Genomic DNA, 14,979 nt, shown 5'->3' with positions numbered 1-14,979 from the left:
TTCAGGAGTGAACCAGCCAATGCCTCCCAAGAGCCGTCAGACCAGTGGTGCAAGGACGAAGCGCCGCAAGGAGAAGAAGAATGTCTCCCACGGCCACGCCCACATCAAGAGCACCTTCAACAACACCATCGTCTCGATCACTGACACCACCGGTGCGGTCATCAGCTGGGCGTCCTCAGGTGGAGTTGGCTTCAAGGGGTCGCGCAAGTCGACCCCGTTCGCCGCACAGCTGGCTGCCGAGTCGGCTGCCCGCCAGGCGCAGGAGCACGGAATGAAGAAGGTTGACGTCTTCGTCAAGGGACCAGGCTCAGGCCGCGAGACCGCGATCCGTTCGCTTCAGGCAGCTGGCCTCGAGGTCGGATCGATCAACGACGTGACGCCGCAGGCTCACAACGGATGCCGTCCGCCCAAACGCCGCCGCGTCTAAAGCACTCGCTGTCAGCTCGACGGGCCCGGTACTTGATTGTTACCGAGCCCCGTCGGGACTCTTTTCTTTCAACTTTTCACACTCTCGTCATTGCAAGTGTCATATAGCGGACACTTAGCCGAAAGGAATCAACAGTGCTTATTGCACAGCGTCCAACGCTCACCGAAGAGAACATCTCGGAGTTCCGTTCACGGTTCATCATTGAGCCGCTCGAACCTGGCTTCGGTTACACCCTCGGCAACTCGCTTCGCCGTACTCTGCTCTCCTCGATCCCGGGCGCTGCTGTAACCAGCATCCGCATCGATGGCGTGCTTCACGAGTTCAGCACCGTTCCCGGTGTGAAGGAAGACGTCACCGAGATCATCCTGAACATCAAGGGCCTCGTTGTCTCGAGCGAGCACGACGAGCCCATCACCGCGTACCTGCGCAAGCAGGGTGCCGGCCAAGTCACCGCCGCTGACATTTCGGCTCCGGCCGGCGTCGAGGTGCACAACCCGGAACTGGTCATCGCAACCCTCAACGACAAGGCGAAGTTCGAACTCGAACTGACCATTGAGCGTGGCCGTGGTTACGTGTCCAGCACCCAGAACCGCAACGAGTTCTCCGAGGCCGGCCAGATTCCGGTCGACTCGATCTACTCGCCCGTGCTCAAGGTGACCTACCGTGTCGAGGCAACTCGTGCCGGCGAGCGCACCGACTTTGACCGCCTCGTCGTTGACGTGGAGACCAAGTCGGCTATCTCGCCTCGCGACGCCATTGCATCCTCCGGTCGCACCCTGACCGAGCTGTTCGGCCTGGCCCGCGAGCTCAACACCGCCGCCGAGGGCATCGAAATCGGCCCCGCGCCGGTTGACGCCGTGCTTTCGACCGAGCTTTCGATTCCGATCGAAGACCTCGACCTGTCGGTGCGCTCGTACAACTGCCTCAAGCGCGAAGGCATCAACAACGTCAGCGAACTGGTCGCCCTCTCGGAGAACCAGCTGATGAACATCCGCAACTTCGGGCAGAAGTCGGTTGACGAAGTAAAGGACAAGCTCGTCGAGCTCGGCCTGTCCCTGAAGGATTCGGTTCCCGGATTCGACGGCGCGCACTTCTACAGCGGCTACGAAGAAGAGACCATCTAAGGCTCGCGCTTCAACGCTGCCTTTCGATTTTTTGATACTGGAGATTAACAATGCCTAAGCCCACAAAGGGCCCCCGTCTCGGTGGCGGCCCGGCGCACGAGCGCCTCATGCTTGCGAACCTGGCCGCGGCCCTGTTCACCCACAAGTCGATCAAGACGACCGAGACCCGTGCCAAGCGCCTGCGTCCGCTCGCCGAGCGGATGGTGCAGTTTGCCAAGCGCGGCGACCTGCACGCCCGTCGCCGCGTTCTCGCGACGATCACCGACAAGACCGTCGTGCACGAGCTGTTCACGGTCATCGCCCCGCAGGTCAACGAGCGGCAGGGCGGTTACACCCGCATCACGAAGCTTGGTTTCCGCAAGGGTGACAACGCGTCCATGGTGCAGATGGAGCTCGTTCTCGAGCCCCTGACCCCCAAGGTCAAGCGCTCCAAGACCGCGACCGTCGCTGCGACGCCGGTCGGTTCTGAGAACGTTGTTGTCGACGAGGTCGTCGCTGACGACGTTGTCGTCGGCGACACCGACGCTGCTGAAGCCGTTGTCGAAGCGAATGCTGACGCACCCGTCGCCGAGGAAGCCAAGTAGCACCTGTTCCAGCAAAGAAGGGCCCGACTTCGGTCGGGCCCCTCTTTTTTCGTGTGCGGGTGGCGTGTGCGCGCCGGGCGGCGGATGCGGCGGCGCGGTTAGGCTGGAGACATGGTCGACCCGCGCACACCCCTGAGCCAAAGGGTGCCGGCCGACGCCGTGCTCGCCCTGCCCGTGCACCCCGACATCGCCCGGTGGCGGCCCGCGACTGACGCCGACGTGAACGGTATCTGGGAGCTGCGGCAGGCCATGGGCAGTGTGGACCACCCCAACTACCTCACCGCTCGCGGTGCCATCGCCGCCGACTTCGGCTACTCCCACTTTCACGCCGAGGTCGACTCGATCGTGGGGCTGGACGCCGCCGGGCGCATCGTCGCGAACGGCATGGTCATGTTCCCGCCACGGCAAGTGACCCTCGTGCGCTCGATCCCAATCGGCGGCGTGCATCCCGACCTGCGTGGGCGCGGCGTGGGCCGCGTGCTGCTGGACTGGCAGCTCGGTCGCGCGCGCCAGCAACTCGCAAGCTCACAGAAGACACTGCCCGGCTGGGTGTTCGCCTACGCCGACGAACGGGCTCCGCACGCCGCACGCCTATTCGCGTCGGCGGGCATGCAGCTCACCCGGTACTTCCTCACACTGGAGCGGGCCCTGGATGCGCCGGTGCGATCGGTCGAGCCGGCCGTCGGCATCCGTATTGCGCAATACCGACCCGAGGACTCGGCTGCCGTGCACGCGACCCGCGATGACGCCTTTCTGGATCACTGGGCGAGCCAGCCGATGAGCGATGAGAACTGGAATGCGTTTGTCGGCGGCCGGTGGTTTCGCGCGGACCTCTCCTTCGTGGCGTTCGGCACGGACGAGAACGGAACCGAACATGTGGTCGGTTTCGTGCTGGCCACGGCGAACGAGAACGTCTGGGCCACGCAGGGTTTCACCGGAAGCTACATCGACCTGGTCGGTGTGCGGAGCGGATGGCGCGGCCGCCACATCGCGCAGTCGCTCCTGGCCGCCCAGCTTGCCGGCGGGCAGGCCCTCGGCCACGAGAAAGTGACCCTTGCGGTCGACTCCGACAGCCCCACCGGCGCGCTCGGCCTGTATACCGGCATGGGTTTCGTGCCCACGCACCGCAAGATGGCCTACACCCTCGAGTTCTAAGAACTGGCCCCGTTCGTGGCCGCGTGGATAGGGTGAAGCATGACCGATCACACGAGTCCGCTCTCCGCGCGGGTGACAGCTCACGCGCAGCTGCCCGTTCCCGAGCACGCCGACGTCGCACGGTGGCGGGCAGCAACGCCCGCCGACATCGACGCCATCTGGGAGCTCGAGAAAGCGACTGGCCGGGCCGACCACCCCAATTACGTGGTCGAGCGGGAGGAAGTCGGCGAGGCCTTCAATTTCTCCTTTGTCGACGTTGACAGCGACACACTCGTCGGCCTCGACGCCGATGGCCGCATGGTCGCCCACGGGCTCGTGGTGCTCCAGCCGGGGCAGCAGACCCTCGTAAAATCCACCCTGGGCGGGGGAGTGCTGCCCGAGATGCGCGGCAGAGGTATCGGTCGTGAACTGTTGAATTGGCAGGTCGCTCGCGCCAGGCAGCAACTGGCGACCTCAGACCAGCTGCTGCCCGGCTGGATCGGAGCTTCTTGTGACGAGCGGGCCCCGCAGAACGGCCGCCTCTACGAACGGGCCGGACTGCTCTGCACCCGGTACTTTCTGTCGTTGGACAGAATGCTCGCCGACCCGATTCGCGATGTTGAGCCGGCCGACGGCATCCGCGTGGCCGGGTATACGCCCGAGCTGTCGGCCGCAGTGCACGCCGCGCGCGATGTGGCCTTCATGGACCATTGGTCGAGTCAGCCGATTCCCGACGAAAGCTGGAACGCCTACGTGACGGGCCCCTCGTTCGTCGACGACCTCTCGTTCGTCGCGTTGGGAACCGACCCCGACGGCAGCGAGCACGTCGTCGGCTTTGTCATGTCGAGCGTGAACGAGGAGGACTGGGCAGCAGCCGGCTACCGCAGCAGCTACATCGGCCTCGTCGGCGTGCTGAGCGGATGGCGCGGCCGCCACATCGCGCAGGCACTTCTAGCGGCGCAGCTGGCCGCCAGCCGCGCCGCCGGGCACGAGCGTGCCACCCTCGATGTGGACTCGGCGAGCCCGACCGGCGCGCTCGGCTTGTACACCGGCATGGGCTTCTTCGCCACGAACCGCGAGCTCGCTTACGTGCTCGAGTTCTGAAACCTCAGCGGTAGGGCGCTGGGCGGGGCGCGTCGGGGTCGCTCAACAACCAACTGTCATCGGGCAGCGGCGGCACCGCCGCGAGACGGTCGAGCGCGCCGCCCACCTCGTCCGCGTAGAGCTGGCCGCCCATCGGACCCGGGTGCACGTGATCGCCGGCCAGCAGGTCGAGCCGCCCCGCGATCGTGTCGTGCCAGTTCGCGAGCTCGACCCGGCGATTGCCCGCAGCGAAGTCGGCGAGCATCGTATTGACGCCGTCGGTCCAGTTTCGCTCGGCATAGGCATTGACGAGCACAAGATGCCGGTCCGGGCCAAGAATGCGCAAGATTTCGGTAAGTTCGGAGGCGGTGATCGGTCCGTTTGTGCCGAGCCCGATCACGACGAGCGGATGCAATTGGCCGGCGGCCTTCAACGCCACCAAGATGTCGTCTGCGGAATACATGCCACGCGAGACCGAAGCGTCAACGGTCATACCCGCAAAGGTGGCCTGCAATTCTGGAGCCGAGGCCAGCATGACCGAGTCACCGATGGCCGTGATCGGGCCGTCGGTGAGGTCCGGGGCTGTCGCGAACTGGCGGGCCGCCTCGGCGGCGGCGGCAGCGTGCGCGGCATCCATTGCCCGTTGGCCGCGTTCGATGCGGAGCTGCGCCGTGGTCTGCACGGGTGCGGCGACGACGGCAGCCGTGGTGCCACCAAAGAGCAGCAGAGACAGCGCGGCCGTCGCCGCGACCAGGCGACGACGACGGGTGGGGCCGGTCCACAATGCACCGATCCGACGGATGCTGCCGCGCGCGCCGACGCGCCGAATCGGCAATTCCAGCCAGCGGTACGACAGGCCGGCCAGAACGAGGGTGATGACCGTGGCGAGCATGCCGATCGGCAGCAGGCTGCCAGAGCGCGACGACGGTGGCCACAGCAGTTGCAGCAGGACGAGCACCGGCCAGTGCCACAGGTAGATGCCGTAGGAGCGTTCACCGAGGTAGCGCAGCGGGGCGCTGTCGAGCAGCCGCCCGAACCGGCCGCCGCGCACGCCGGCCCAGATGGCGACGGCGGTGGCCAGGCTCACCGCGACGAGGCCGCCGCGATAGGTGGCGGTGCCGTCTTCGGTCAGCCAGAATGCGAACGCGATGATCGCCAACAGCGCCGCCCCGCCGAGCCACGGACGCAGCCGGGGCAGCTCGTTGCGCTGCCCGCTCGGGCGCCGCAGCAGCACGGCGAGGGCGGCACCCGCAAACAGGCCAAAACTGTGCGTGTCGGAGCCGTAGTAGACCCGGGTCGGGTCGGCGCCGGGCTGGTAGAGCACGCCCATCCACAGAGCTGACGCGACGAACAGCGCGGTGACGAGGGCCAGTCGCACGCACGGGCGGCGAATCAGCAGCACGGCGAGCAGGATAAGTGGCCAGACCAGGTAGAACTGCTCCTCCACGGCAAGCGACCACAGGTTGCGCAGCAGTTCGGGCTCGTTGACGCTGAAATAGCTGGCATCGTTGGCGATCGCCACCCAGTTGTAGCCGAAGGTCGCGGCGCCGAACAGCTGAGCGCCCAGCCCGACGAGCACATCACCGTCGATCAGGAACGCGATGGTGCAACCGATCAGAATCACCGGGATGAGCGGGGGAATGAGCCGGCGGACGCGCCGCTGCCAGAACCGCCGCAACGAGATGCGCCCAGTGCGGGTGTGCTCGGAGACGAGCAGCCCCGTGATCAGGAAACCACTGATCACGAAGAAGACGTCGACGCCGATGAAGCCGCCCGGCAGCAGAGCCGGAAAGAAATGGTAGAGCACGACGGCAATGACGGCGAGGGCGCGCAGTCCGTCGAGGCCGGCCAGGTGACCGCTGCGCGGGGATAATCCCGGGGCATTGTTCGGCCCGAGTACCGGCGCGTTCACCGGACCGATTGCAGCAGCGGTTGACCGAGTCCTCCCGGTGAACGGGAACGACAGCGGGGAACGAGTCATGGGCAATACGAGATTTCTTGGCACGCGCACGGGGCGAACCAGGGACCGGGTTCAACGATAACCCGCGCGCGCCGCCTAGGCTTACCCTCGTGAATCTCTTTGTGCCCCGCGCCGCTCATGCAGCGCTCGGCTCCACGCGCATCCGCCTCGACCTCGCCTATGACGGCACCGATTTCACCGGCTGGGCCCGCCAGCCGGGCTTTCGCACCGTGCAGGCCGACATCGAAAACGGCCTTGCCGGCATTCTGCAAAGCTTTCCCCCGCACCCCACCCTCATCGTCGCTGGCCGAACGGATGCCGGGGTGCACGCAGCCGGACAGGTCGCCCACTTCGATCTCACCGCCGAGCAGGTTCACTCCCTCGTGCGCATCCAGCGCGGCACCGGCAACCGCCCGCCGGTCGATCTCGGCACCGCCGTGCTGCGCCGCCTCGGCGGCATCCTCGTGACCAAGCCCGACATTGTGCTGCGCCGCGCCACGGTCGTGCCCGGCGGTTTCGACGCCCGCTTCTCGGCCCTGTGGCGCCGCTACCAGTACCGCATTGCCGACCCCCTCGCCCTGCGCGACCCGCAACAGCGGATGCGCACCACATGGCATCCGTTTAAACTGGATCCTCTGGCGATGGACGCCGCGGCGGCGACCCTGGTCGGCCTGCACGACTTCGCCGCCTACTGCAAACCACGCCCGGGCGCGACGACCATTCGCACCGTGCAGGACTTTCGCTGGCACCGCGACGCCGACGGCCTCCTCATCGCCACCATCAAAGCGGATGCCTTCTGCCACAGCATGGTGCGCGCCATGGTCGGCGCCTGCGTCGCCGTGGGGGAGGGGCGGCTCGACGGCAGCACCCTCGCGCACCTGCACTTCGACAAGCACCGCATCAGCGAGTTCAAGGTGATGCAGGCGCACGGCCTCACCCTGATCGACGTCGGCTACCCCGACGACGCCGAACTGGCAAAGCGCGCCGTTGATACCCGCAACCGGCGCTCGCTGCCGGTTGTCGTCGCAGACTAGGCGCTGGCTCACCCTCGCCAGCCCAAGTTGCGCCCGTGGCCTGGGCCGACTAACGTTGACCCTTGGTGTCTGTGCGTTGCAGCGCGGCACCCGAACGTGAGCCCTCCATCGACAGCGTTCTCCCCATGAGAACACGCCCGGAGCGGGATTCACGAACACCTCCGTTCGAAAAAGAAGAAAGCAGCACAACAGTGACGCGCACTTACACCCCCAAGGCAAGCGAACTCCAGCACGACTGGGTTGTCATCGATGCCACCGATATCGTCCTCGGACGTCTGGCCAGCCACGCGGCAATCCTGCTCCGCGGCAAGCACAAGGCCACCTTCTCCCCGCACATGGACGGTGGCGACTTCGTCATCATCGTCAACGCCGAGAAGGTTGCCCTCACCGGCAAGAAGCTCGACCTGAAGATCGCTTACCGCCACTCCGGTTACCCGGGCGGCCTCACGGCGACCAACTACTCCGAGATGCTCGAGAAGCACCCGACCCGTGCGGTTGAAAAAGCGATTCGCGGCATGCTGCCGAAGAACTCGCTCGGTCGCGCCCAGCTCACCAAGCTGAAGGTTTACGCCGGCCCTGAGCACCCTCACTCCGCTCAGCAGCCCAAGCCGTACACCCTCAGCCAGGTCGCGCAGTAGCGCCGGCAACCAGACTTCTCGACTCTTAGATAAAAAGGATTCCCATCATCGTGGCGAAGATCGCAGACCAGATTGACCAGGCTCCGGAGAGCTACTCCACCGAGACTCCGGCCGAAACCGCAACCAAGGCGCCCCGCGCCGTCCTCAACGTTCCCGGCGCAGCCGTGGGCCGCCGCAAGCAGGCCATCGCCCGCGTGCGCATCGTCCCCGGCTCCGGCACGATCGTAGTCAACGGCCGCGAGTTCGCCGACTACTTCCCGAACAAGCTGCACCAGCAGCTCATCAACGACCCGTTCAAGGTTCTTGACCTGCTCGGCTCGTACGACGTCATCGCGCGCATCACCGGTGGTGGCCCGTCCGGCCAGGCCGGCGCCCTGCGCCTCGGCATTGCACGCTGCCTCAACCTGATCGACGAAGAGAACAACCGTGCCATCCTCAAGAAGAACGGCTTCCTCAGCCGCGACGCTCGCGTCAAGGAGCGTAAGAAGGCCGGACTCAAGAAGGCCCGTAAGGCACCTCAGTTCAGCAAGCGCTAACCCGATAGCCGACGACGATATGACTCGTCTCTTCGGCACGGACGGCGTTCGGGGCCTGGCCAACCGTGATCTCACGGCTGGCCTGGCCCTGAGCCTTGCCCAAGCCAGCGCCGCCGTGCTGACGCGTGGCCGTCGCGCCCAAGCACGCATCGAAGCGGGTCGCCGACCCGTCGCCGTGGTCGCCCGCGACCCGCGAATTTCCGGTGAATTTCTCACGGCTGCCGTCTCGGCCGGTCTTGCCTCCAGCGGTGTCGACGTACTCGACGCCGGGGTCATCCCGACGCCCGCCGCAGCGTTCTTGATCAACGACATCGGTGCCGACTTCGGTGTGATGATTTCTGCCTCACACAACGCGGCGCCCGACAACGGCATCAAGATCTTCGCCTTCGGCGGAACCAAACTTCCCGACGACGTCGAAGACCGCATCGAGTCCTATATCGGTCGCGACGCCCTGATGCCGATCGCCGGCGACGTGGGACGCATCCGTCGTTTCGCCGACGCCGAAGACCGCTATGTGGTGCACCTGCTCACGACACTGCCGCACCGCCTCGACGGCATCCACGTCGTTCTCGACTGCGCCCACGGCGCTGCCGCCGGCGTATCGCCACAGGTATTCACGGATGCCGGTGCTCACCTCACCGTGATCGGCGCCGACCCCGACGGCCTCAACATCAACGACGGCGTGGGCTCGACCCACCTCGACAACCTCGCCAAGGCCGTGCTTGAGCACGGCGCCGACATCGGCATCGCCCATGACGGCGATGCCGACCGATGCCTGGCCGTGGACCGTGACGGCAACATCGTCGACGGTGACCAGATCATGGCGATTCTCGCCGTCTCGATGGCCGAACGCGGCGTGCTGAAAGATCGCACGCTCGTCGCGACCGTCATGAGCAACCTGGGCCTGCGCAAGGCGATGGCGGCCAACGACATCACCATGGTGCAGACCAAGGTCGGTGACCGGTATGTGCTCGAAGAACTCAACGCCCATGGGTATTCACTCGGCGGCGAACAGTCCGGTCACGTCATCATGACCAAGTTCGCCACGACCGGCGACGGCATCCTCACCGGGTTGCACCTCGTGGCTGAAATGGCCCGTACCGGCAAGACGCTGGCCGAGCTGGCCGCGGTGATGACTGTTTTCCCGCAGATCCTGGTGAATGTGCGCGGGGTGGACCACCGCGCGCTCGGTTCCGACGAGGTGATCGCGGACGCGATCCGCGACGCCGAGGCCGAACTGGGCGAGACCGGGCGGGTTCTGTTGCGCCCGTCGGGCACCGAGCCCATGGTGCGCGTGATGGTGGAGGCGGCCGACCAGCCGACCGCCGACCGGCTCGCGCACCGGCTTGCCGCGGTAGTGCTGGAGCGCCTCGCCAACTAGCGGCTGCCGCCGGTCGACGGCGCTACTTCAGCAGAGCCACGTCGGAGACGAGCGCAATGTGCGCGAGCATGGCCTGCTCGGCGTGCTGCGGCTGCCCGGTGCGGATCGCCGCGGCGATCACCCGGTGCGACGCGAGCGACTGCTGCGGCCGCCCGGGCTGCCCGAGCGACTCGAGTCGCGTCTCGAGGATCATCTCCGCGATGAACGTCATCAGCTGGGCGAGCACCGCGGAATGTGCCGCCTGGGTCACCGCCTGATGGAACAGCTCGTCGCCGTGTGCGCCCTTGCCACCCGCTGTGATCTCCGCCGCCATGGTCTCCAGTGCGGCGTCGATGGCAGCCAGGTCAGCATCCGTTCGTCGCTCGGCAGCCAGGCCCGCCAGTTTGACCTCGAGTGTGCTGCGCGCCTCCACGATCTCGGGCAGCCGGCTGCGGTGCTCACGCAGATCCCTGATGACGGATGCCACGCTCGGCCGGTAAACCAACACCGCGCCAGTGCCGTGCTGTACGTCGATGACTCCGAGCACTTCCAGGGCGACCAGGGCCTGGGCCAGTGTTGCCCGCGATACCCCGAGCCGCTCCGCGAGGTCCCGTTCGGCCGGCAGCAGATCACCGGGGCCGAGCTGTGCGGAATCGATATAGCCGAGGATTTGGGTGACCAGCTGCTCGTACAGCCGGGGCTTCAGCACCCGGCGCAGTGGTGCGGGCACCCGTGGCTGCTCGCTCATACGCGACTCCTCATCGATTGTCCTCATTCTAGTCCTCTTGACACAGTGACCTACTGTCTAGGAGGATAGGCCAGTGGGCCACTGCGGTCCACCCCGCGTCCTCTGGAGGAACAACGATGTCCGCTCCCGTTCTATCGATCATCATCCTGGCGGTGATGTTCCTTCTCGCCACGCTTCTACCCCTCAACATGGGCGCGCTGGCCTTCGTCGGCGCCTTCCTGCTCGGCGCCGTTTTCCTCGGCATGGAGACCTCCGATATTCTCGCCAACTTTCCCGGCGGGCTCTTTCTCACTATCGTTGGCGTGACCTACCTGTTCGCCATCGCGCAGAACAACGGCACTATCGACCTGCTGGTGCAAGGGGCCGTGCGTCTGGTTGGCAACCGGGTCGGCCTCATCCCGTGGGTGATGTTTGCCATCACCGCGCTGATCACCTCGGTGGGCGCACTCTCGCCAGCCGCCGTGGCCATCATCGCGCCGATCGCGCTCAACTTCGCCGGTAAGTACAAGATCAGTCCGCTGCTGATGGGCATGATGGTCATCCACGGCGCGCAGGCCGGTGGCTTCTCGCCGATCGCCGTCTACGGGGTCACCGTCAACGGCATCATGGACCAGACCACCCTCGAGTCCAACCCGACCGCCCTCTTCCTGGCCAGCCTCGGCTTCAACCTCATGATCGCCGCCATTCTGTACGTCGTGCTCGGCGGGCGCAAGATCGTCACCGCACGCGTCGCGACTTCGTCGAGCAGGCCGCCGAGGTGCGCCTGTCGGCGAGCGTCGGCATCCGTGCCGCCGGTGACGTCACCTTCAAGGGCTTCGGCTCCGGCATCTACGGACCGCGCGATCCGGCCGGAACCGCCGCCATCACCACCGCTCCCGCACCGTCCGAGACCCGCGCCGAGCGCATCCCGCAGATCATCACCATCATCGGCCTGATCGCCCTCGCCGTGATCGCCCTCGGCTTCAGCGTGGACGTCGGCTTCGTCTCCATCACCATCGCGGTTATCCTCGCCCTGGTCTCGCCCAAGGCACAGAAGGGCGCCGTCAACAAGATCAGCTGGTCGACCGTGCTGCTCATCTGCGGCATGCTCACCTTCGTGGGCGTGCTCGAAGAGGCCGGCACCATCGAGTACGTTTCCGACGGAGTCGCCCAGCTCGGCATGCCACTGCTGGCCGCACTGCTCATCTGCTACATCGGCGCCGTGGTCTCCGCGTTCGCCAGCTCCACCGCCATTCTGGCCGCCCTGATCCCGCTGGCCGTGCCGTTCCTGGCCACCGGCGAGATCGGCGCGGTCGGCGTGATCTGCGCCCTCGCCGTGGCCTCCACCATCGTGGACGTCTCCCCGTTCTCCACCAACGGCGCACTGGTGCTGGCCAACGCGCCGGAGGAGGTCAATAAGGAGAAGTTCTACAAACAGATCCTCGGCTACAGCGGCATCGTCGTGGTCGCCGGCCCGGCGATCGCCTGGCTCATCCTGGTCGTCCCCGGCTGGCTGTGACACCGACCACGCACCGATCGGAAAGTAGACCATGACCCCCCCCCTTGCTCCGGATGCTGCCCCCCGCGGACCCCTCACCGGTTACCTTGTCGTCGACCTCAGCCGTGCCCTCGCCGGACCCCATGCGAGCATGATGCTGGCCGACCTGGGCGCCCGGGTCATCAAGGTGGAAACGCCGGGCACCGGGGACGATACCCGGGGCTGGGGCCCGCCGTTCGTGGGACCGGACACCGACCGGCAGTCCACCTACTTTCTCTCCTGCAACCGCAACAAGGAGTCCATCGCTCTCGACCTGAAGAGCGAGGACGGGCACCGGGTGCTCAGCGATCTGGTCGGGCGGGCCGACGTGGTGGTAGAGAACTTCCGGCCGGGAGTGCTCGACCGGCTGGGGTTCTCGACGGCGCAACTGCACGAGCTGAACCCGGCCCTGGTCATCCTCTCCATCACCGGGTTCGGCCACGACGGGCCGGAGTCCAGCCGCAGCGGATACGACCAGATCCTGCAGGGTGAGGCCGGGCTGATGTCGCTGACCGGCTCCGGCCCCGACGACCCGCAGCGGGTTGGCGTGCCGATCGCGGACCTGCTCTCCGGCATGTATGGAGCGTTCGGGCTGCTCGCCGCCCTGTTGGAACGCGAGCGCACCGGTCGGGGACAGATTGTGCGCACGTCGCTGCTCGCGGCGATCGTGGGGGTGCATGCTTTCCAGGGCACCCGCTCGACCGTCGCACACGAGGTGCCGCAGGCGCAGGGCAACCACCATCCGTCCATCGCGCCGTACGGACTGTTCCACTGCCGCGGTGGCAGCGTGCAGATCAGCGTCGGCAGCGAGAAGTTATGGACGACGTTCGCCGCGGCGTTCGGGCTCGACGCCGGCCGGCCGGAGTACGCCTCCAACGGCGACCGGGTAGAGAACCGGCGCCTGCTCATCGACGACGTGGAACGGGTGTTCGCCGATTGGGTGCCGGAGACCCTGCTGGCCCGGCTGAACGAGGTCGGCATCCCGGCCGGCAAGGTGCGCAGCCTGGACGAGGTGTACGCCTGGGACCAGGTGCACTCGCAGGGCCTGGTCATCGACGTCGACCATGCTGTGCTCGGGCCGATCACCCTGCCAGGGCCGCCCGTGCGCTTCTTCGGACCGGGCGACGCGACCGAGACCACCAACCGGTCCCACACCGCTCCGCCGACCCTGAACCAGGACGGCGACGCCATCCGCGTCTGGCTCGCCAGCGCAACCGGGGACTGTGACATGACGGCAGACACCGATACGACGGCAGACACCGATACGACGGCAGGCACCGCCATGACCGCAGGCACCGCCATGAAAAGAGGGTACTGAGATGACCGCAGACAGCGTAAAGATCCGCCACCTGAACGCCACCGAGCTGATCGGGGTCGTGCTCGACCTGGGCTCGTTCGAGAGCTGGGACAAGCCGATCAGTGACCCCGGACCGGATGCCGCCTACCGCGCCGACTTGGAGAAGGCCCGGGCCCGCAGCGGACTGGATGAATCCGTTGTCACCGGCCGGGGACGCATCCGCGGTCGCGAGGTGGCCGTGATCGTGAGCGAGTTCGCCTTCCTCGCCGGGTCGATCGGGCAGGCCGCCGCCGACCGCATCGTCGAGGGCGTGGAACGCGCCACCCGCGAGGGCCTGCCCCTGCTCGCCGGGCCGGCCTCCGGCGGCACCCGCATGCAGGAGGGCACGCTCGCGTTCCTGTCCATGGTGCGTATCACCGCCGCCGTGCGCGCCCATCGGCAGGCCGGCCTGCCCTACCTGGTCTACCTGCGCCACCCCACCACCGGCGGGGTGATGGCGTCTTGGGGGTCGCTCGGGCACGTGACCGTTGCCGAGCCGGGTGCGCTGCTCGGTTTCCTCGGCCCGCGAGTCTACGAGGCACTTTACGGCACCGTCTTTCCCGCGGACATCCAGACCGCCGAGAACCTGTTCGACAAGGGCCTGGTCGACGCGGTCGTGCCACCCGAGCAGCTCGGTGAGATCGTGGACCGCGCGCTGAGCATGCTGGTGCAGCAGCCCAGCGACGCCGTGCGGCCGCCGGCGACGCTCGAGGTGACGGCGGCGGATGCTGAGGCCTGGGCATCCGTGGAGATCTCTCGCAATCCACGCCGACCCGATCTGCGTCAGCTGCTGGCCTGGGGCGCGCGCGACGTGCTGCCGCTCAATGGCACCGGCCAGGGCGAGAAGGATCCGGGACTGCTGCTGGCGATCGCCCGCTTCGGCGAGCAGTCCTGCATCGTGCTCGGACACAACCGCCGTCGGCCGTCGCAGAACAACGCGATGGGGCCGGCGAGCCTGCGTGAGGCCCGGCGCGGCATGCGCCTGGCCGAGGAGCTCGGGCTGCCACTGCTGACCGTGATCGATACCTCAGGGGCCGCGCTGTCCCGGGAGGCGGAAGAGGGCGGACTGGCCGGTGAGATTGCCCGCTCGCTGCACGACCTGATCGGACTGCGAGCACCCAGCGTGTCGGTGCTGCTCGGCCAGGGCGCGGGCGGCGGGGCGCTCGCGCTGCTGCCCGCGGACCGCACCATCGCCGCCCAGCACGCGTGGCTGAGCCCGCTGCCGCCCGAGGGCGCGAGTGCGATCGTGCACCGCAGTGTGGACTTCGCGCCGCAGATGTCGGCCAAGCAGGGCATCAACGTGGCGGCGCTGGTCGCCGACGGGCTGGTCGACCACGTCGTCGACGAGCGTCCGGATGCGGCCCTCGAGGCCCGGCCATTCGCCGAGCGCATGGCTGCGGCGATCGAATACGAACTCGCCACGCTGGCGCTGATTCCGGTGGTGCAGCTACTGCCGGCGCGAATAGCGAAATTCCGTACTATGGGCCGGCGCGGGTAAT

15 protein-coding genes are annotated in these 14,979 nt (G+C 67.0%); 13 read left to right on the top strand and 2 right to left on the bottom strand.

Annotated elements, in window-relative coordinates:
• Nucleotides 1–19 precede the first annotated feature (19 nt).
• The 5 genes from rpsK (at nucleotide 20) to LH475_RS13760 (ending at nucleotide 4,373) form a co-directional block, all read left to right on the top strand.
• Nucleotides 20–427 carry a 30S ribosomal protein S11 gene (rpsK, locus tag LH475_RS13780; RefSeq protein ID WP_297414626.1) on the top strand — a complete coding sequence of 136 codons (408 nt, stop codon included), beginning with the start codon at nucleotides 20–22 and terminating at the stop codon, nucleotides 425–427.
• 134 nt (nucleotides 428–561) lie between these two features.
• On the top strand, nucleotides 562–1,551 hold the full coding sequence (locus LH475_RS13775; RefSeq protein WP_196843439.1) for a DNA-directed RNA polymerase subunit alpha: 990 nt from the start codon (nucleotides 562–564) through the stop codon (nucleotides 1,549–1,551).
• Between the two features lie 50 nt (nucleotides 1,552–1,601).
• Nucleotides 1,602–2,135, top strand: a complete 534-nt coding sequence (gene rplQ / locus LH475_RS13770) for a 50S ribosomal protein L17 (protein WP_297414621.1) — start codon at nucleotides 1,602–1,604, stop codon at nucleotides 2,133–2,135.
• A gap of 111 nt (nucleotides 2,136–2,246) precedes the next feature.
• The gene (locus tag LH475_RS13765) at nucleotides 2,247–3,290 is read left to right on the top strand and encodes a GNAT family N-acetyltransferase (RefSeq protein ID WP_196843437.1); all 1,044 of its coding nucleotides are present in this window, start codon (nucleotides 2,247–2,249) and stop codon (nucleotides 3,288–3,290) included.
• Nucleotides 3,291–3,329: 39 nt separating this feature from the next.
• Nucleotides 3,330–4,373, top strand: coding sequence for a GNAT family N-acetyltransferase (locus LH475_RS13760; protein WP_196843436.1), 1,044 nt, complete (start codon nucleotides 3,330–3,332; stop codon nucleotides 4,371–4,373).
• 4 nt (nucleotides 4,374–4,377) lie between these two features.
• Here LH475_RS13760 and LH475_RS13755 read toward each other — a convergent pair whose 3' ends face one another.
• Nucleotides 4,378–6,333 (bottom strand): acyltransferase family protein, encoded by a 1,956-nt coding sequence (locus tag LH475_RS13755; RefSeq protein WP_196843435.1) that lies wholly within the window; start codon nucleotides 6,331–6,333, stop codon nucleotides 4,378–4,380.
• 89 nt (nucleotides 6,334–6,422) lie between these two features.
• On the opposite strand from LH475_RS13755, the gene LH475_RS13750 reads away from it, so the two are divergent.
• From LH475_RS13750 to glmM, 4 genes are all read left to right on the top strand, one after another.
• Nucleotides 6,423–7,346 carry a tRNA pseudouridine synthase A gene (locus LH475_RS13750; protein WP_297414618.1) on the top strand — a complete coding sequence of 308 codons (924 nt, stop codon included), beginning with the start codon at nucleotides 6,423–6,425 and terminating at the stop codon, nucleotides 7,344–7,346.
• A gap of 191 nt (nucleotides 7,347–7,537) precedes the next feature.
• Nucleotides 7,538–7,984, top strand: coding sequence for a 50S ribosomal protein L13 (rplM, locus tag LH475_RS13745; protein ID WP_092107284.1), 447 nt, complete (start codon nucleotides 7,538–7,540; stop codon nucleotides 7,982–7,984).
• Between the two features lie 50 nt (nucleotides 7,985–8,034).
• Nucleotides 8,035–8,520, top strand: a complete 486-nt coding sequence (gene rpsI, locus LH475_RS13740; protein ID WP_134468461.1) for a 30S ribosomal protein S9 — start codon at nucleotides 8,035–8,037, stop codon at nucleotides 8,518–8,520.
• Between the two features lie 19 nt (nucleotides 8,521–8,539).
• On the top strand, nucleotides 8,540–9,901 hold the full coding sequence (glmM, locus tag LH475_RS13735) for a phosphoglucosamine mutase (RefSeq protein ID WP_196843434.1): 1,362 nt from the start codon (nucleotides 8,540–8,542) through the stop codon (nucleotides 9,899–9,901).
• A 22-nt stretch (nucleotides 9,902–9,923) separates the two neighbouring features.
• Here the strand turns inward: glmM and LH475_RS13730 are convergent, their stop codons facing one another.
• Nucleotides 9,924–10,628: an FCD domain-containing protein gene (locus LH475_RS13730; RefSeq protein ID WP_196843433.1), complete on the bottom strand. Its 705-nt coding sequence runs from the start codon at nucleotides 10,626–10,628 to the stop codon at nucleotides 9,924–9,926.
• Between the two features lie 116 nt (nucleotides 10,629–10,744).
• Between LH475_RS13730 and LH475_RS13725 the strand changes: the two genes are divergently transcribed.
• Genes LH475_RS13725 through LH475_RS13710 form a run of 4 tightly spaced genes read left to right on the top strand, consistent with a single transcriptional unit; the run spans nucleotide 10,745 to nucleotide 14,978 of the window.
• Complete coding sequence (locus tag LH475_RS13725; RefSeq protein ID WP_297414613.1) at nucleotides 10,745–11,563, top strand: SLC13 family permease; 819 nt, start codon at nucleotides 10,745–10,747, stop codon at nucleotides 11,561–11,563.
• Nucleotides 11,455–12,126: an SLC13 family permease gene (locus LH475_RS13720; RefSeq protein WP_366145620.1), complete on the top strand. Its 672-nt coding sequence runs from the start codon at nucleotides 11,455–11,457 to the stop codon at nucleotides 12,124–12,126. Before LH475_RS13725 ends, LH475_RS13720 begins: the two co-directional genes overlap by 109 nt.
• Before the next feature lie 31 nt (nucleotides 12,127–12,157).
• A complete protein-coding gene (locus LH475_RS13715) occupies nucleotides 12,158–13,462 on the top strand; it encodes a CoA transferase (protein WP_297414611.1) in 1,305 nt (434 codons plus the stop codon).
• Nucleotide 13,463: 1 nt separating this feature from the next.
• Nucleotides 13,464–14,978, top strand: coding sequence for a carboxyl transferase domain-containing protein (locus LH475_RS13710; RefSeq protein ID WP_297414609.1), 1,515 nt, complete (start codon nucleotides 13,464–13,466; stop codon nucleotides 14,976–14,978).
• The last annotated feature ends 1 nt before the right edge of the window (nucleotide 14,979 follow it).

This window comes from Cryobacterium sp., from assembly GCF_026786305.1.
Classification (GTDB): domain Bacteria; phylum Actinomycetota; class Actinomycetes; order Actinomycetales; family Microbacteriaceae; genus Cryobacterium.
This window is presented reverse-complemented; position numbering and strand designations above follow the sequence as displayed.